Below are 17,339 nucleotides of genomic sequence, written 5' to 3'. Positions count from 1 at the left end.
GATCAGACGCCCGGTCCGTCCGCCGCGGCGCCATGCGCGGCAGAGCATGAGTTTTGCCACTTCAGCGGGACGCGGCAGGTCCGGTACGGTACCCCGGCACGCTACGTCCAGCTCACTTTAACCAACGGCACACAGTGCGATAACAGCATCTTCGGCGACCCGGCCCCGGGCACAAGCAAGCAATGCTGGTACGAAGACGACACGGCGCCCCCTCCCACCACACCATCGCTTACGGAGACACCCAACAATAGCGCGTTGCTATGTAGCGCTCCTTCCGAGCCCACCAACGCGGCGCCAGACGGTCCGGTGATCGAAGCAGAAACGCCCGGCAGCGACGGTACGCGGATATTTGCGAATGGGCGGCCGTTCGTGCTCACCTTGACGACGCGCGCTCGCGCGAGCGATACGCTCACCTGGCAGATCGTCGATGCATGGAGCAAGGTGCGCGCGGCGGGCCACTTCGAGGTCGCAAGCGGTCCGCAAGCCGCCTCACTGAGTTGCGTGTCGACCCTCGCGGGTTATTTCGCCGTGAGTGCCAGCCTGACTTCCGCGGGCACCGGATTACCCGCAAGCGGCACGCGTCCGGCCGGCATGGCGAGCTTCGGCGTGCTCCCCAACCTGTCGGGCGTCCTGACTCCGCCAGCCTATGCGCGCGAGGATTTGCACCGCTTCGGCGGCCAGGGTGCCGCTTATATCACGCCGGGTCAGCATTGCTGCTCGGGCGACGGCTACCGGCCGCTCTATCCCGATCTCGGCCTGCGCTGGGTCAACGACAATCGCAACTGGTACATGATGGAACCGAAGGGACCGGACACCTTCGATGCCAATGCCTACCCGCTCGCGACCTTCTTCAGGCCGGGAGATCTGATGCGGCTGATCCAGCTGGACGGCATTCCCGCATGGGCAAGTCCGACGCATGCGGAAACCCACAGCTATTTGCCCGTGTCGTTGCCGGCCTACCAGAGCTTCATGAATCGGGTCGGGCATGAGTCGAATCAGGTACGTGCCCAGCGTTTCCCCACCCAGGCGCGCAACTACTATCAGGTCACGTGGGAACCCGACTACGATAGCGGCCTGCCCTGGCGCGATACGGATGCAAACCTGGTCGCGCTTTATCAGGCCACCTGGCAGGCCATTCATGCGACGGACCCCGAGGCAGTCATCATGGGCACCACGAACGCCTCGGTGGCCGCTAATACGGAATGGCTGCAACGTCTTGCTCCGCTTGGCATTACCCGATATCTCGACGGCGTGTCGATTCATGGCTACTACGATATCGGCACCTCGCCATCGCACCCGCCTGAACGCACGGTTGGCGACAGCGATCCTGCGAAAGCAGCCCAATCGCTTCCCGCGACCATGCGTGCGCTGCGCCGGCAGATCGCCACGACGATGCGCCCCGGCGCGCGGCTCTTCGTGACGGAAACCGGCATCAGCTACGATATCGGCTCGCAGTACGGCGCCAACTATCCGACGCCCAACGTGCTATACGCGCAAGGTGCGCTGGTTGCCCGCACGCATCTGATCCTGCTTGGTGAGGGCGCGGACGCGACGTGGCTGTTCTACGCCACTGATTTTCCGGGGCAGGTCGGCTACGGTCTGTTCTTCGATCTGATCGACCCGCAAGGCGGCTTCGGGCCGTCGTCGATCAGTCCAAAACCGGCAGCCATGGCCACCGCCGCGATGACCCGTATCGTTGACGGCACCAACACGTTGGGCCCGGTAAATGGCGTACCGGCCGGCGTGTATGCCTACGCGTTTCAGCAGTTGAATAACGGTCCGGTGATTACCGCACTCTGGACCCACAACAACGAAGTCTGGAACGCCAGCAAGGGTTTCAGTTCGACCTACCAGGTACCTTACGCCCTGCGAGTAGACGGCCCCGGCACGTCCGGCCAGGTGACCGTGCTCGACATGATGGGCAACCCTTCCACATTGAGCTACAGCAACGGCCTCGCCATGCTGGCGCTCACCGAGGCGCCGATCTACGTCATATCGGCCAACGCAGCAGTCGCCAAAGCAAACGTCACCACACCTGCTGGATATGTCGCGCAGTGAATTTGGCCTGATGTGCAGAGAGTTCGGCGCATTTGGCAGGGGTGCGAAGCGTGGCGACACGGCTTGAGACGCTAGACTGAATCCGTCTGCGCATCGGGCCAGTCGGCCTGTGGCATTGCCCCGCACGAGCGGGCCCCTTCCCTTGAATGCAGTCCCGTAGCACCTGCTTGCGGAGACGTCATGCATGAATTGCCGTGGTACTGGCTCTTGCTTGGCGGAATGCTGGGCTCGGCCATCATGCTGCTGCTCGTCGTGGCCGGTATCAGCTGGCTACTGTGGGGCGTATCCGCCCGAATTGCGCGTGTCGAACGTGAAGAATGAGACCATGCTTGCACGACCTGAATTTCTCGACGTCGTTCGCCTTACGCCGCTGATCTCCATCGACCTGATCGTGGTCGATGATCGGGGGCGCGTGCTACTGGGCCGGCGCGTCAACCGTCCGGCACGCGGCAGCTGGTTTGTGCCCGGCGGACGCATCCGCAAGGATGAAACGCTGAATGGCGCGTTTAGCCGCATTGTCAGCGAGGAGCTAGGGCTCGATCACATCACTCAGCACAGCGCGTGCTTTCGCGGTGTGTTCGAACACCACTATGACGATAACTTCGCCGGCGCTGCCGATATCTCCACACACTATATTGTGCTCGGCTACATGCTCCTGTTGCGTGATGCAACACCTGTAGGGCGCTTCGAGCAACACAGTGACTACGCGTGGATGGCACCGTCGGAACTGCTCGCCTGTCCGGACGTGCACGAAAACACCAAGGCGTATTTTCGCTAAAGCGTAAAGGCCGTTGCGCACTATCGCAGGCGTCAGCTTCCCGCAACCCCGTTGAAATCCGGCAGAAAGGAACGTACTCGTGCACAGTCCTGCTTTGCATTCGGGTGTTGTAAAAGCGCGGCAACCGGTCAAACCGCTTCTTTAAAGAAAGTTTCATCAAACAATCGCGCTCTTTCAGACTTCACCATGCCGAGTCGATCCATAATTTCCTCATCGTGATTGGTATGAGGAGTTGGGACATGACCATGACCATCGAAATGATCAACGAGTACGGCACTCCGGCAGTCAGCGTCAAGATCGACGACCGCAATGTGGTGCTGGAAGCCGAGGAAGTCGACGCTGTGATCGAGCGCCTCGGTCTGATTCGCGCGGCAATGCGCCCGGAAATTCCGAAGGAGCCGTCGCGCGCGCACCAGTACGTGATCGAGATGGACCCATGCTGGCACTCCGAGAAGCATCCGCTCTATGAAGGCGCTGTGGTGTTCCTGCGTCATTCGGGGCTGGGCTGGGCGGGCTTTGCATTGCCCACTCACAGTATGATCAAGCTAAAGGACGCGTTGACCAAACATCTCGAGCAACTGGAAGAAACCCACGCCGTGCTGAACTAGGCCACGTCACAGCGAACCTCGCGCAACGCGGCGACGATGTGCGCGTTGCGCGTACCGCTTTCCTCCTGCTTCGCGCAGACATGAGGCGTCCAAAGACGCCGACTGTCTGCGCGTTTGTCGTTTACCTGTGCCGCTCAGGATGCGGTGCATTCGCATGGCGAGCTTTAACGCTGTAGTGTTGCATGGGCCGTAGCGTTGTTGCATTTCACGCAGTATTGTCTTTCAGAGTTTGCATCCACTCCATACTTGCACTGACCTATACTGGGCCGTCCGCGTAACTGCGGTCTTTTTCAAGATCTCCTTAGAAGCGCGGCCTGGTCCGCGCTCTTTTTTTGCCCATCTGCTTTGCCCCTTCCTCCCGCGTGCATGCGCGCACATCCCTTTGATCGAACGACAGATCGCCTCGCAGTTCATGAATATTGCACAAACTTAAAAAAGACTTAATCAAGCTGGCAGTTCCGTTTTATCCGCGAGCGCCCATGATTCGTGCATCGTCAATCTCCTAGTGTCACAAACATGAACCAGCTACAAGCGATGCGTGTGTTTACACGGGTAGTCGATCTCGCCAGTTTTAATCTGGCCGCGAGACAACTGGGCATGTCGGCCGCCGCCGTCACCCGCAGTGTCAGCATGCTCGAAGCGCATCTGAACATGCGCCTGCTCAACCGCACGACCCGCAGCCTCTCGCTCACCGAAGTGGGCAGAGAATACCTGGACGGTTGCCGCACGATCATCGAGAAGCTCGATGAAATGGAATCGAATCTAGTACAGACCACGCGCGATCCGCGCGGCACGCTGCGCATCGCTACACCGATGACCTTTGCAACCTCCGGCCTCGGCACATTGCTCGCGTCGTACCGTACGCAACATCCGCGGGTGGATTTCGACGTTACGACCTTCGATACACATATCGACATGGTCGAGGGCGGTTTTGACGTGTGCTTCTCCGACGACCGGCGCCTCGCCAGCTCCACGCTGGTAAGCCGCACGCTGACCAGCATCGAAGAAGTAACGGTTGCCTCGCCCAGCTATCTGTCACGCCACGGCATTCCGCGCGACCCTTCCGCGCTGAACCGTCACGGGCTCTTGACGGTATCGGACGGTACCTCGCGCGCATGGGAGTTCGCGGATGCCGACGGCGTCTATCGGGTCAACACCGGCAGCGCATTGACGGCCACCAGTAGCGCCATGGTGCGTGTCGCCGCACTGAACCATATGGGTATCGCATTGTTGCCGCTGCCCTTCGTGAGCGACGATCTGAAGCAAGGGACACTGGTACCCGTTCTCGAAGAGTTCGAAGTCAACGGCGGACCACGTCACGTGTCGATCCTGTATTCGGGCCGCAATTATCTGTCCATGAAAGTGCGCAGTTTTATCGACTTCGCTGTAAGCCAGTATCGCGCACCGGACAAGCCTGTCGCCCTGCGTGTCGTAGCCTGATCGACCAGAATAACAATCGCGAACCATGCCGAAGATACTGACGATCGAAGATGACGAACTGATCGCGGACGACATCGTACGCACCCTCAGCTCCAGTGGCTTTTCTGTTGACGTGGCGCGTACGGGCCGCGAAGGTATGGCGAAGGTCATGGCAGGTGACTATGACGTCGTGACGCTAGACCGTATGCTGCCTGACCTTGACGGCCTGACGATTGTCGCCACCATGCGCGGTGTTGGCATGGAAACTCCCGTGCTGGTGATGAGCGCGATGTCCGATGTCGATCACCGCATTCAAGGCCTGCGTGCCGGTGGTGACGACTATTTGACCAAGCCCTTCTCAGCCGAAGAAATGTTTGCGCGTATCGAAGTGCTATTGCGCCGACGGCCACGCAATGAGAAAGCCGAAACAATGCTGCGCACCGGCGCGCTGCAACTCGATCTCGTGCGCCGCCGCGTTACTCACCGCGAACTTGAACTCGAACTGCAACCCACCGAGTTTCGCGTGCTCGAATTCATGATGCGGCACGCAGGCCAGGTCCTCACACGCACCATGATTTTCGAAGCGGTATGGGGCTGCCGTTTTGATCCTGGGACCAACCTGATCGACGTACACGTGGGCCGTCTGCGCAAGAAGGTCGACGTGCCGGGCGAGCGCCCGCTCATCCGCACGATTCGCGGTTCGGGCTATCTGTTCGGCTAAGGCGTCAGGCTCCCTTTACTCCGTCTTCATTTCCGCTTAAGCGTCGTGTGCTAACCGCAGCACACGACGCTTCAGTCGTTGCAACAGCGCTCTTTACATCATGCACTGCAACTAAAGTTTGTTTCATATTTTTAGTCGCCGCCTGTTAGCCCCTGCTCCCCAGAATACGACATCGGGTAAATCGCCATTGGTGCTTGCCCTGACCGCCCTACCTACGCGGTGTGATTGACGCGTCTCTGAACGGAGCAGCTTTCGATGTTAAAAATTGTCCGGCTGGCCTTAACGCGGCCCTACACGTTCATCGTGCTTGCGCTGCTGATCCTCGTGATCGGCCCGCTATCCGCATTGCGCACGCCGACCGATATCTTCCCGGACATTCGCATCCCGGTGATCAGCGTCGTCTGGAACTACGCAGGTCTGCAACCGGACGACATGGCTGGACGCATCGTCACCTACTATGAGCGCACGCTTGGCACAACGGTCAACGACGTTCAGCATATCGAATCGCAATCGTTCCGCGGCTACGGCATCGTCAAGATCTTCTTTCAGCCTACCGTTGATATTCGCACCGCAACAGCACAGGTCACGTCCGTTTCGCAAACCGTGCTCAAGCAGATGCCGCCTGGGACCACGCCACCGCAGATCCTGAACTACAACGCATCCACCGTTCCAGTACTGCAACTGGCGCTGACCAGCAATACGCTCGACGAACAGAAACTCGCTGACTACGCTACTAACTTCATTCGTCCGCAACTGCTGAGTGTGCCGGGTGTCGCGATTCCTACCGCGTATGGCGGCAAGACCCGCGAAGTACAGATCGACCTTGACCCGCAAGCACTGCAAGCAACAAAGCTCTCGGCGCAGGATGTGGCGGATGCGCTCGCGCAGCAAAACCAGATCATTCCGGCGGGCACCGAGAAGATCGGCCGCTTCGAATACAACATCAAGCTGAACAACAGCCCGCTCTCGCTGCAAGAACTCAACAATCTGCCGATCAAGACCGTGGACGGCGCAACCATCTACATTCGCGACGTCGCCCACGTACGCGACGGTTACCCGCCGCAGACCAACATCGTGCGCGTCGATGGCCACCGTGCGGTGCTGATGAGTATTCTGAAGAACGGCTCGGCCTCGACGCTCTACATCATCGCTGGCGTGAAGGCGCAACTGCCGCGCATTGAAGAGACCCTGCCACCTGGGCTCAAGCTCGTGACCATGGGCGACCAGTCGACCTTTGTCAAAGGGGCTGTGAGTGGCGTGGCACGCGAAGGCATCATCGCCGCCGCCCTCACCTCACTGATGATCCTGCTGTTTCTGGGCAGCTGGCGCTCCACGGTGATCATCGCAGCTTCTATTCCCCTCGCGGTGCTGGCCGCCATTGCGGGCCTCTCGGCCATGGGTGAAACCCTCAACGTAATGACGCTGGGGGGCCTTGCGCTCGCAGTCGGGATTCTGGTCGATGACGCCACCGTCACGATCGAGAATATCAACTGGCACCTGGAGCAAGGTAAGGACGTTAGAAGCGCGATCATGGATGGCGCCGCGCAGATCGTCGGGCCGGCCTTTGTTTCGCTGCTGTGTATCTGTATCGTGTTCGTGCCGATGCTGCTGCTAAACGGCATCGCGCGCTTTCTGTTTGTGCCGATGGCCGAAGCGGTGATCTTCGCGATGGTCGCTTCGTTCGTGTTGTCGCGTACGTTCGTGCCCATGCTCGCGCAGTATCTGCTGCGCCCGCACGCTTCCACCGGTCACGCGTCCGGCGAACTGGCGGCGGTCATGGAGCCGCACGGCGGCCATCATCCGGCGCAGCGTTCCCGCAATCCTCTGGTGCGTTTTCAGCGTGGCTTCGAACACCGCTTTGAGCGCGTACGCAGTGTGTATCGCATCGTGCTCGGCCTGGCGCTCACGAACCGCAAGCGTTTCGTGACGGGCTTTCTGATCGTGGTAGGCGCGTCGTTTCTGCTTGCGCCGTGGCTCGGCCGTAATTTCTTTCCAGACATCGATTCAGGCGAAATCGCTATTCACGTGCGTGCGCCGATTGGTACGCGCATCGAAGACACGGCCGCTGAATTTGACCACATTGAAAACGCCGTGCGTCGTGTCGTTCCGCCGGATCAACTCGGCAGCATCATCGACAACGTCGGCTTGCCCAACAGCGGTATCAATCTGACCTATAACAACAGCGGCACCACTGGCCCGCAAGATGGCGACATCATGATTTCGCTGAACGAAAATCACGCGCCGACCGCCGGTTATGTGAAAACCTTGCGCAAGGTGTTGCCGCGTGAATTCCCCGGCTCGACCTTCTCGTTTCTGCCAGCGGATATCGTCAGCCAGATCTTGAACTTCGGTTCGCCAGCGCCGATCGACCTGCAGGTAGCGGGTCCCAATCAGGAAGCCAATCATCGCTACGCAAACGAAGTGATGCGGCGCATGCGGCTGATTCCTGGCATCGCCGATACGCGCATCCAGCAAGCCTCGACGTATCCGCAGTTCACCGTTGCAGTGGACCGTTCGCGCGCAGATCAACTCGGCATTACCGAACAGGATGTAACGAACTCGGTAGTGGCAAGTCTCTCGGGCACCAGTCAGGTATCGCCTACCTACTGGCTGAATCCGCATAACGGCGTCTCCTATCCGATCGTTGCGCAAACGCCGCAATACCGGATGGAATCGCTCTCGGCGCTGAGCAACCTGCCGGTCACCGGCAAGGACGGTCAGTCGCAGATTCTGGGCGGCATTGCAACGATCGAACGGGGCGTGGGCGACGCTGTCGTCTCGCACTACAACATCGAGCCGCTCTACGACGTGTTCGCGACGACCCAGGGCCGCGATCTCGGCGCCGTCGCCACGGATATCCAGCACATCCTGCACGCGACAGCGAAAGACGTGCCAAAGGGCTCAACGGTCACCCTGCGCGGTCAGGTGCAGACGATGAACAGCGCGTTCCTCGGCCTGTCGCTCGGTCTGGTCGGCGCGATCGTGCTGATTTACATGCTGATCGTGGTGAATTTCCATTCGTGGAGCGACGCGTTCGTGATCGTCACCGCATTGCCCGCTGCGCTTGCCGGCATCGTATGGATGCTGTTCACCACGCACACCCCGCTCTCGGTGCCCGCGCTAACCGGCGCGATTCTCTGCATGGGCGTGGCCACCGCCAACAGTATTCTGGTGGTGAGCTTCGCACGCGAACGCCTCGCGGTCACCGGCAATGCACTGGTGGCGGCGATGGAAGCCGGCTTCACCCGTTTCCGGCCGGTGCTGATGACTGCACTCGCAATGATCATCGGCATGGCGCCGATGGCACTCGGTCTCGGCGATGGCGGCGAACAGAACGCTCCGCTCGGCCGTGCCGTGATTGGCGGCCTGATCTGCGCCACGTTCGCCACACTGCTGTTCGTGCCCGTCGTGTTCAGTCTGGTGCACCGCCGCGATGCCGCGAAGCATCCGCCCGTCAAAGATAAAGATCATCCCACTTCTGAAGCTGGAGTCCTCCATGTCCACTGAGATCGAGATCAGTTCACCGAAGCGTCTGCGCCATCTGAAGCTGGTCGGCATTATCGTGCTGCTTGCCGCCGCTGGGATCGTCACGACCGGCATCTTCACCCGTGTGCACGCCAAGCAGGAAATGACCACCTGGTCGGCCGCGCAGGCCATTCCTACGGTGGTCGCGTATGCCCCGAGCCATCAGGGTGCGACGCAGCCGCTCGTGCTGCCGGCTCATTTGTCGGCGTTCGTCAATGCGCCGATCTATGCGCGCGTTCCGGGCTATCTGCATGCGTGGTACGCGGATATCGGCACCCATGTGAAGGCGGGCCAACTGCTTGGTCTGATCGATACGCCCGACCTCGACCAGCAACTGCTGCAGGCGAAGGCGGATCTGCAAAATGCGCAGGCTAACGAAACGCTTGCGGCATCCACCGCGAAACGCTGGACCGAGATGCTCAAACAGGACTCGGTTTCGCAACAGGATACCGATGAAAAGACCAGCGATCTCGCCGCCAAGCAAGCCACGGTCGCAGCCGCCCAGGCCAACGTGAATCGCCTCGAAGCGCTGGAGTCGTTCAAGCGCATCACGGCCCCCTTCGATGGCATCGTGACCGCCCGCAAGACCGATATCGGCGCATTGATCGATGCGGGTGGCGGCGTTGGTAACGCACTCTTCACCGTGTCCGATGCAAAACAGCTGCGCGTCTATGTCAACGTGCCGCAAAGCGACGCGGCGGCGATTCAGCCGGGGATGACAGCCACACTGACCGTGCCCGAACGTCCCGGCATGAAGTTCGAGGCCAGACTCCTGGACACGGATGATTCGATCACCGCCTCTTCGGGCACGTTGCTGGTCCAGTTGCAGGTCGATAACCAGAACGGTCTGCTGATTCCGGGCGAGTACACCGAAGTACACTTTGCGATGCCGACCAATCCGCATGCGCTGCTGATTCCGGCCAGCTCGCTGATCTTCCGCCACAGCGGCCTGCAAGTGGCGGTGCTGGGCAAGGACAACCACGCGGTACTCAAACCCGTGACGATCGCCACGGACCTCGGCACGCAGGTCGAGATCGGTTCAGGGCTCGACGCTAACGACCGCGTGATCGACAACCCGCCGGATTCAATCGCCAACGGCGACGCCGTGCGTCTCGCGGATGTGCATGCTGCGAGCCTGGCGGGCGCGCCAGCCACCTCGCTCGCTGCGCGACGCGACCCGGGGCATGGTAATGGTTAAGCTCGGGTTCAAACGAAGCCTGTGTATCGCACTGGCGGTGACCGCATTATTTAGCGGCTGCTCGTTTGCGCCGGTCTATCAGGTGCCGCCCACCGCGATTCCCACCACCTTCAAGGAAGGCGGCGCCTGGCAACAGGCGAAACCCGCGGACCAGATCCCGCGTGACGCCTGGTGGGAGGTCTATCGCGATCCGGTACTCGACAAGCTCGAAGTCCAGGTAGCCGCAGCGAATCCGAATGTTGCCGCGGCGGTTGCGCGCCATGACGAGGCCATCGATTATCTCGACCAGGCGCGCTCCGGCCTGCTCCCGACTATCGGCGCCGGCGCCAATGTGTCGACCAACCGGCAATCCGATAACCGGCCATTGCGCGGCTCAGATCAACCGTCCGTGTATGGGTCGAACACTGTGGAGGTCGGCATCAACTATGACCTCGACTTGTGGGGCAGAGTCCGCAATGAGGTGAAGGCGGGCCAGGCAGCGGCACAGGCGGCCGACGCCGATCTCGCCTCGGTGCAACTGAGCCTGCAGGCCAGTCTTGCCGACGCCTATTTCAACCTGCGCGGACTCGACGAGCAGCAGCAGTTGCTGGCCGATACCATCACCACCTATGAACGAGCGCTTCAACTCACCGAGAGTCGTCACGCAGGTGGAATTGCTTCGGACCTCGATGTTTCGCGCGCACAAACACAACTCGCGTCGGCACGCGCGGCGGCCGATGACGTGAAGGCGCATCGCGCCCTCTACGAACACGCCATTGCGTCGTTGACCGGCGTGCCTGCGTCGTCGTTCACACTCGCACCGTCGATTGGTCTTGCTTATCTGCCGTCGATTCCGACCGGTGTTCCGGCAGCGCTGCTGCAGCGGCGCCCCGACGTCGCCGCAGCCGAACGGCGCGTGGCGGAAGCCAACGCGAAGATCGGCGTGGCCAAGGCTGCGTTTTTCCCGGACGTTTCGCTTGGACTCGACGGCGGCTTCCAGAGCGATACGCTGTCACCCTGGATCATGGCGCCTAACGAGATCTGGTCGATTGGTCCGAGCCTCGTCATGAACCTGTTCGACGGCGGCCGCCGCGAGGCGGTGACGCAGCGGGCTCGTGCGAAGCTTGCCGAAAACGGCGCAACGTATAAGGCGGCCGTGTTGCTCGCGTTCCAGCAAGTCGAAGACAATCTCGCACAACTGCACCACTTGGGTGATGAGGCGACGCAGCAGGACGAAGCGCTCACCGATGCGCAACGCACTCTTAAGCTTTCCATGTCGCGCTATAAAGATGGCGTAGTCAGCTATCTGGATGTGGTGACGGCACAGACCACGGAATTGAGCACGCAGATTCTCGCCTTGAATGTGAATACGCGGCGTTTGCTGGCTTCTGTGGGGTTGATAGAGGCGTTGGGCGGTGGCTGGTCTGCCGGTCAGCCGGCTACGGATACGGCGGCGGCTACGCCGGTGCAGGCGCGTGCGCAAGCGGTGGCAGGGACCAGGCTGGCGGACGCGCAATGAGTTGAGTGTGTGACACCGGCAAGACAATGCGCCTTGATGCAGACACAAAAGAAGCGTCGCCCGATTACACCGGCGACGCTTTTTTATTCAAGCAGATCTTCTGCTCTTAACGTCCCCGCAGCACGCTAACTAACCGTAACGGTCTGATCCGCGATCAACATCGACACTTTAATGAAACGCCTTTTAATTTAATCACACCGACTCGCTAAAACCCTTACCGGACGGGGCTCGCGCTTTACGCGCCGATGAATTTCTTTTCACCTTCACACCATCGATCCGCTATATCGCGGCGACTATCCTTCTAATCAACCGGACGACGAAAGTCTTGGTGCTTCGCGCCACGGTGCCTGAACCTAAAAGCAGTCAATCCGGACATTGTGAGGACAACCAACATGAAATACCTGATGATCGCTATCGCATTCGTCGGCGCCACCGCTACCGCTTCTGCATTCGCGCAGACCAGCACGCAAACCAGCCAGCAGCCGGTTGCCGCCACCCAGGTTGCCGCCAATACGGCGACCGACGTGGCGCCGGCCGGTCAATGGGTAGCACCGTCCGGTCAGGCTGCACTCAGCAAGACGCGCGCGCAGGTCTACCAGGAACTGGTGCACTCGGAGCAGGACGGCCAGCTTAATTACCTCAACTCAACCGTCTTCGCTCACTGAGATTCGCGTCACATGAAAACCCGCTCCTTCCTTAAACGTACGGTCCTCTACGCACTGGCCGCCGCGACCGCTGGACTGCTGCTCTCCGGTTGCGCCGCGCCGAGCCCTGAAGCCTCTAATGGCTGCGTCGGACCCGCAAGCTTCTGCAACATCTACTTCGGCTCATGAAAGCAAAGAGCGCGCTGCCCAATCGGGTCAGCGCGCTCAATTGCTTGCAGTGACGTCAGCGCGATCGCCGCGGCCTGACACCAGACCTCCCGCCTCCGCCCCGCTGCTAGCGCAGCCCTACTACCTCGGCTCAATCGTGATCTGATAGCCGTACCGGCTCACCGTTTCGATCTGAACGTCCGGCAGTTGCTGCGCCAGCTTGCGGCGCAGGCGCGAGACCACGAGGTTGACGCTAGACGGATCGACATCGTCCTTCTCCGGCCATGCATAGCGGATCAATTGATCGCGCGGCACTGGCGCATTGATCTGCCGCATCAGGCATTCGAGCAACAGATACTCGCGCCGTGTCACCACGAGCCGGCGCGTGCCCTCCACCAGTTCGCGTGTCAGCGGGTTGAGCGTCAACGTCGTCGCCGGGGTCGCAGCAGGCTGATCCTGGCTGACGGCGCGCGATGCGCTCGACCGCCGCAATGCCTGCATCCGTTCGTGCATTTCAATGAACGAATACGGATGCCCGAAGCAGGCGTCAGCGCCTGCACGTAGCGCACGAGCACGATCCTGCGCATTCGACTGGCCCAGCACCGCAATGATCGCGGCGCCGCCGCCGGCTTCGACAAATTGCGGCAATGCCGCCAGCAGCGCCGGATACGAACCGGACTCGAACGCCATCGCGATGACGATATCAAACGGTTCCTGGCCGGCGAGAAACACGCCGTCGCGCAAGTCGTCTGCGCGTTGCAGACTATGCGCGCTCTCCTGCAACGCCTTGAACAGCCAGGCGGATTCGGGATGAGGTGTGGCGACGAACAGGATGCGCATTTAGCCTCCAGTTCGAGCAAAGAGAAAAGACATAGAGATCATGCGAGCGTCCTCGACCAGCATTCGACGCTGATCCGGGTTCCCGGCTCGGCGTTGCCGATGCGCATCGTGAAGTCATGCACGCGGATCACCGCCGAGACAATGCTCAGCCCGAGCCCCGAGCCCGCGAGGTGGCGCGTGTGCTCGCCGCGATAGAAACGTTGCAGCACCGCTTCGCGCTCCTCCTGCGGGATGCCCGGCCCGTTATCGACAATCTCCACCAGCGGGCCATTTGAGGTCCCCTTGAGCATCATCTTGACGGTACCGCCCTCGGGCGTGAACTTGAACGCATTGTCGAGCAGATTGCTGAAAGCTTCGAACAGTAGCGCGCGATCGCCGTGAATCGGCGCAACGGCCTCCGACTCCACCACAAAGCCGATCGAGCGCATTTCGCCAAGCGGTTCGTACAGTTCGCCCACTTCGTCGATCAGCGTTTTTAGCTCCACTTCGCCAAAGCCGCCGCGCCGCTGCAAGGTGCCGATCTCGGAGATCCGCAGCATTGCGCGAAAGCGGTCGAGCAAGGCGTCCGTTTCGGTGCGGGCCCGGTCCACAAGAGTCGACAACGCGACGTCGTCAACCGTCTCGGCCCGCTCCCCGGCATGCGTCAACAAAGTCCGCACATGGGCGAGCGGCGTGCGCAGATCGTGTGCGATGCCGTCGCAGGCGCCCTTCACTTCGTTCATCAGGCGCTCGACTTCTTCGAGCATGTGATTGACCAGATGCGACAGCATGTCAATCTCATCGCGCCCGCCGATCGGCAGCCGCTGGCCGAGGTCACCTTGCGCAATGTGCAGTGTCACGCGGCGAATCGCCTTCAGGCGGCGCATTTGCCGCACGCTCAGCGCGAGACCGCCGACCACGCCCGCAACGAGACAAAGAACGCCACCGCCGATCAGCGCATTGATGATCGTTTCGCGAATCCGCAGGATATGGGTCAGGTCGCGCGCCAGCACGAGGGTTTCGCCATCGCCGCGCTGCTCGGCCATCGCGCGCACTACGGGGGACTCTTCGCCGCCCAGGATCTTTAGCGTGTGTTTCAGGGTCACGCCGCGACGGTCGCGCGGCAAATCGGGCGGCAGACTGAGCACGTCACCGGCGATATGCTGGCCGTCGGCCGCGAACAGGCCGTAGTAATTGGTGTGCATGCGCTCATGCTCGAGGCGCCGGTGAATCGCATCGGCAAGCTCGGTATGCGGCATCGAGTCGAAGTAGATGAACTGCCACTCCATCACGACATCGGTTTCGCGCTCCATGTCGCCCGTCACCGCCCGGCCAATGACAGCCAGCAGCGACATCACCGAGATGGAGAAGATCAGAGCGTAGACCGTGATCAGGCGGAAGGTGCTGGAATGCCAGCGGCGCCCCAATGCGGATTGCGAGGGGAAAGGGTTATCCGTCAAGGTGGTCTGCTCAGGCAAGGATGTAGCCCGAACCCCGCACCGTCTGGATCATCTGCTTGACGCCGGGAGGGTCGACCTTTTTGCGTAACCGACCCATATGCACATCGATCAGGTTGGTGCCCGGATCGAAGTGATAACCCCAGACGGCTTCGAACAGCATGGTGCGCGTGATGGTTTGTCCGGCGTGGCGCATCATGAATTCGAGCACGCGGTATTCGGTGGGCAGCAAGACGATCTCTTCGCCGTCGCGCTGCACCTTGCGCGAGATCAGGTCGAGTTCGAGCGGTCCCACGCGCAGCGTGGTTTCGGAGGCAGCGGCGGGCGTCTGACTGCGGCGCAACAGCACTTCGAGCCGCGCGGTCATTTCTTCGGGGTCGAACGGTTTGGTCAGGTAGTCGTCGCCGCCAGCGCGCAGGCCGCGTACGCGTTCATCCACGTCGCCCAGCGCGCTTAACATCAGCACCGGCGTCTGGATGCCGATGCTGCGCATGGTGGTCAGAATAGTCAGGCCATCGACGCCCGGCAGCATGCGGTCGAGCGTAATCACATCGTATTCGTCGCTAATGGCGCGCGCCATCCCGTCGCGGCCGTTGGCCACCCAATCCACGGTAAAGCCGCGGCTTTTCAATTCGCCGACGATTTCGTTCGCGGTAATTTCATCGTCTTCAATGGTCAGTACTCGCGACATGATCATTTCACGCGCCGCGGCAAGCCCAGCCAACTTGAGCGGCGTGCGCGGCTGGTTATCAGCAGAGGTACATGATGCCATATTCGGCCTGCAGGTTCAGGTCTGGATCGGGCAGCGCATTGGGCACTGCAGTGAATGCTGCTAGTGGCGCCCACAGTACGCGCGCGCTTTTAACCGTTGCACGTCTGTTTCATTAAAAAATATTTAAGTTTGGGCGCGGCTTTAGCGCTGGCGTGGCTGAGCGCGCAACGCGCAAATTTCGGGTCCAGGATGGGTAGATGTGACGATGAAACAACTTTCATCGTGCTGAGGCCGATCCGGTAGACCCGATCCACTAGCCTGTTTCCATCCCGCCAGCCCCTGTCGGCGACGGTGATCCAACGTTAAAAGGATGGCAAACATGAAGCTCACAACCCGAACCGTATTGGCGGCTCTAATGCTCGCCGGCAGCGCATCCGCGATGGCTGCACCCCACCTCACGCAGCGTGAATGCAATGGCTATCCGTTCACGCCGGTCAAGGGTGAGGTTACGCACAAACAGTTGATGCGCGAACTCGGCGAACTGGAAGCGCAAGGCTACAACCCAGGCGTGGACGACGCCTCCTATCCCGCCAACCTCGAAACGGCGCAAGCGAAGCTGATGGCGCAATATCGCGCTGACTGTGTGCCGGCGAACGGCGTCAATCCGACCCGGGGAAGCTAGAGCCCGACAATGTCCACACCGCCCCTCTCGCCGACCGCGGCGAGCTGAGTGGCCCCAATCCCCCATGGGAATGAGCGCGCGTCCTGCGCCCGACGCGCGCCTCGCCAATCTGCTTTAGAATCTCGCCGGACCGCAATCATTCGAATAGTCGTTTTTACACGGCGACATCATCGCGGATTAACAACGGCCTTCACTAGCTTACAAATCCATTCTGCGCATCGTTGCGCCATTGTCGAATTTTCTGCCGTCGGGATCCATTCCTGCAGGCAAATCGACTCCGTGTACGCGGCCCATTTAGAGCACATCCTCTAAACACAGTATGCCCCCATCAAAAAAAGTTTGACGCGCGATTTTGAACTGATATCGTTCCGTCGCAGGAAATACAGCCGGGTGCTAGTGCCAGACTGTGAAAGACGTGTGACGTTCGAGCATGTTTTCGTCTGTCACAGCCTGCGCCAAACCGAAGGGGATGCAGCAAGTATCGTCTATTAGTACTTCTACGCAGATAGACCTTTGATCGATTCCGCTCATCCCCGCGGACCGACCGGAATCTATCAGAAGCGGGCACGCGCATTGCACGCTAGACATGGCGATAGGCCGTCGCCAACCGGGAGCGGATGTCAGGGCGAAAGCCTTGAAAGCTTCAATCGAGCGGATACGGTGAAACCCCATCTGGAGTCCAAAAGTGTTTCGCGCCCTGCGTTGGGGCTGAAGTAAACAATGTTTCGACGTAGCAAGAACGCTGCGGTCATGGAAATGGGCGGTTCACGCCGGGAGGAACAAAGGTGGTCATGAAAGTTGAAGGGCAGTTTCCGGCGGGTACAGTCCCGGTTCAGAGAATCGGGCGCCCGCGCGAGTTCGGGAAGAAGCAGCAGAATCCCGTACGCCGCTTTGGCGGCATCGCCGCCGTTCTCCTCCTGCACGTGGTGCTGATCTATGCACTGCTCAATGGCCTCGCCACCAAAGTGGTGCAAGTCATTCAACACCCGATCGAAACCAAGATCATCGAGCCGGTGAAGCCGCCGCCTCCGCCGCCGTTGCCCGTCGTGCAG

At 60.6% G+C, this 17,339-nt stretch carries 15 protein-coding genes and 1 pseudogene; 13 read left to right on the top strand and 3 right to left on the bottom strand.

Annotated elements, in window-relative coordinates; genetic code table 11:
* The 11 genes from WCA85_RS25490 to WCA85_RS25440 all read left to right on the top strand — a co-directional run.
* On the top strand, positions 1 to 2,058 hold a 2,058-nt coding region (locus WCA85_RS25490; protein WP_424067632.1), incomplete at its 5' end, for a hypothetical protein.
* 180 nt (positions 2,059 to 2,238) lie between these two features.
* Positions 2,239 to 2,379: a hypothetical protein gene (locus tag WCA85_RS25485; protein ID WP_424067631.1), complete on the top strand. Its 141-nt coding sequence runs from the start codon at positions 2,239 to 2,241 to the stop codon at positions 2,377 to 2,379.
* Between the two features lie 4 nt (positions 2,380 to 2,383).
* Positions 2,384 to 2,836 carry a GDP-mannose mannosyl hydrolase gene (locus WCA85_RS25480; RefSeq protein ID WP_424067630.1) on the top strand — a complete coding sequence of 151 codons (453 nt, stop codon included), beginning with the start codon at positions 2,384 to 2,386 and terminating at the stop codon, positions 2,834 to 2,836.
* 245 nt (positions 2,837 to 3,081) lie between these two features.
* Positions 3,082 to 3,444 (top strand): hypothetical protein, encoded by a 363-nt coding sequence (locus WCA85_RS25475; RefSeq protein ID WP_424067634.1) that lies wholly within the window; start codon positions 3,082 to 3,084, stop codon positions 3,442 to 3,444.
* A 516-nt stretch (positions 3,445 to 3,960) separates the two neighbouring features.
* A complete protein-coding gene (locus tag WCA85_RS25470; RefSeq protein ID WP_424067629.1) occupies positions 3,961 to 4,884 on the top strand; it encodes a LysR family transcriptional regulator in 924 nt (307 codons plus the stop codon).
* A 25-nt stretch (positions 4,885 to 4,909) separates the two neighbouring features.
* Positions 4,910 to 5,584 (top strand): response regulator transcription factor, encoded by a 675-nt coding sequence (locus tag WCA85_RS25465; protein WP_424067628.1) that lies wholly within the window; start codon positions 4,910 to 4,912, stop codon positions 5,582 to 5,584.
* A gap of 255 nt (positions 5,585 to 5,839) precedes the next feature.
* Positions 5,840 to 9,091, top strand: coding sequence for an efflux RND transporter permease subunit (locus tag WCA85_RS25460; RefSeq protein ID WP_424067627.1), 3,252 nt, complete (start codon positions 5,840 to 5,842; stop codon positions 9,089 to 9,091).
* Positions 9,081 to 10,307 (top strand): efflux RND transporter periplasmic adaptor subunit, encoded by a 1,227-nt coding sequence (locus WCA85_RS25455; RefSeq protein WP_424067626.1) that lies wholly within the window; start codon positions 9,081 to 9,083, stop codon positions 10,305 to 10,307. The genes WCA85_RS25460 and WCA85_RS25455 overlap by 11 nt, the downstream gene beginning before the upstream one ends.
* Positions 10,300 to 11,805, top strand: coding sequence for an efflux transporter outer membrane subunit (locus WCA85_RS25450; protein WP_424067625.1), 1,506 nt, complete (start codon positions 10,300 to 10,302; stop codon positions 11,803 to 11,805). The genes WCA85_RS25455 and WCA85_RS25450 overlap by 8 nt, the downstream gene beginning before the upstream one ends.
* A gap of 392 nt (positions 11,806 to 12,197) precedes the next feature.
* Positions 12,198 to 12,470: a DUF4148 domain-containing protein gene (locus WCA85_RS25445; RefSeq protein WP_424067624.1), complete on the top strand. Its 273-nt coding sequence runs from the start codon at positions 12,198 to 12,200 to the stop codon at positions 12,468 to 12,470.
* 12 nt (positions 12,471 to 12,482) lie between these two features.
* A complete protein-coding gene (locus WCA85_RS25440) occupies positions 12,483 to 12,638 on the top strand; it encodes a hypothetical protein (RefSeq protein ID WP_424067623.1) in 156 nt (51 codons plus the stop codon).
* Between the two features lie 120 nt (positions 12,639 to 12,758).
* Here the strand turns inward: WCA85_RS25440 and WCA85_RS25435 are convergent, their stop codons facing one another.
* From WCA85_RS25435 to WCA85_RS25425, 3 genes are read right to left on the bottom strand one after another with little or no spacing between them, the layout of a single operon-like run.
* Entirely contained in the window at positions 12,759 to 13,457 is a 699-nt protein-coding gene (locus WCA85_RS25435) for a response regulator transcription factor (protein ID WP_424067622.1), read from the bottom strand.
* 38 nt (positions 13,458 to 13,495) lie between these two features.
* Positions 13,496 to 14,896 (bottom strand): sensor histidine kinase, encoded by a 1,401-nt coding sequence (locus WCA85_RS25430; protein WP_424067621.1) that lies wholly within the window; start codon positions 14,894 to 14,896, stop codon positions 13,496 to 13,498.
* 10 nt (positions 14,897 to 14,906) lie between these two features.
* Entirely contained in the window at positions 14,907 to 15,584 is a 678-nt protein-coding gene (locus tag WCA85_RS25425; RefSeq protein WP_424067633.1) for a response regulator transcription factor, read from the bottom strand.
* Between the two features lie 400 nt (positions 15,585 to 15,984).
* On the opposite strand from WCA85_RS25425, the gene WCA85_RS25420 reads away from it, so the two are divergent.
* Both WCA85_RS25420 and WCA85_RS25415 read left to right on the top strand, forming a co-directional pair.
* On the top strand, positions 15,985 to 16,287 hold the full coding sequence (locus WCA85_RS25420) for a DUF4148 domain-containing protein (protein WP_424067620.1): 303 nt from the start codon (positions 15,985 to 15,987) through the stop codon (positions 16,285 to 16,287).
* Positions 16,288 to 17,078: 791 nt separating this feature from the next.
* Positions 17,079 to 17,339, top strand: a pseudogene (locus WCA85_RS25415) (energy transducer TonB); the annotation flags it as partial.

The sequence above is a fragment of the Paraburkholderia sp. genome (genome assembly GCF_049581445.1).
In the GTDB taxonomy this organism is placed as follows: Bacteria; Pseudomonadota; Gammaproteobacteria; order Burkholderiales; family Burkholderiaceae; genus Paraburkholderia.
This window is presented reverse-complemented; position numbering and strand designations above follow the sequence as displayed.

What these genes read in the sequence shown, in the direction of transcription:
- WCA85_RS25465 (WP_424067628.1), top strand. Translation starts at nt 4,910, where the DNA reads ATGCCGAAGATACTGACGATCGAAGATGACGAACTGATCGCGGACGAC.
- WCA85_RS25445 (WP_424067624.1), top strand. Translation starts at nt 12,198, where the DNA reads ATGAAATACCTGATGATCGCTATCGCATTCGTCGGCGCCACCGCTACC.
- WCA85_RS25485 (WP_424067631.1), top strand. Translation starts at nt 2,239, where the DNA reads ATGCATGAATTGCCGTGGTACTGGCTCTTGCTTGGCGGAATGCTGGGC.
- WCA85_RS25455 (WP_424067626.1), top strand. Translation starts at nt 9,081, where the DNA reads ATGTCCACTGAGATCGAGATCAGTTCACCGAAGCGTCTGCGCCATCTG.
- WCA85_RS25440 (WP_424067623.1), top strand. Translation starts at nt 12,483, where the DNA reads ATGAAAACCCGCTCCTTCCTTAAACGTACGGTCCTCTACGCACTGGCC.
- WCA85_RS25435 (WP_424067622.1), bottom strand. Translation starts at nt 13,457, where the DNA reads ATGCGCATCCTGTTCGTCGCCACACCTCATCCCGAATCCGCCTGGCTG.
- WCA85_RS25425 (WP_424067633.1), bottom strand. Translation starts at nt 15,584, where the DNA reads ATGTCGCGAGTACTGACCATTGAAGACGATGAAATTACCGCGAACGAA.
- WCA85_RS25470 (WP_424067629.1), top strand. Translation starts at nt 3,961, where the DNA reads ATGAACCAGCTACAAGCGATGCGTGTGTTTACACGGGTAGTCGATCTC.
- WCA85_RS25420 (WP_424067620.1), top strand. Translation starts at nt 15,985, where the DNA reads ATGAAGCTCACAACCCGAACCGTATTGGCGGCTCTAATGCTCGCCGGC.
- WCA85_RS25460 (WP_424067627.1), top strand. Translation starts at nt 5,840, where the DNA reads ATGTTAAAAATTGTCCGGCTGGCCTTAACGCGGCCCTACACGTTCATC.
- WCA85_RS25480 (WP_424067630.1), top strand. Translation starts at nt 2,384, where the DNA reads ATGCTTGCACGACCTGAATTTCTCGACGTCGTTCGCCTTACGCCGCTG.
- WCA85_RS25450 (WP_424067625.1), top strand. Translation starts at nt 10,300, where the DNA reads ATGGTTAAGCTCGGGTTCAAACGAAGCCTGTGTATCGCACTGGCGGTG.
- WCA85_RS25475 (WP_424067634.1), top strand. Translation starts at nt 3,082, where the DNA reads ATGACCATCGAAATGATCAACGAGTACGGCACTCCGGCAGTCAGCGTC.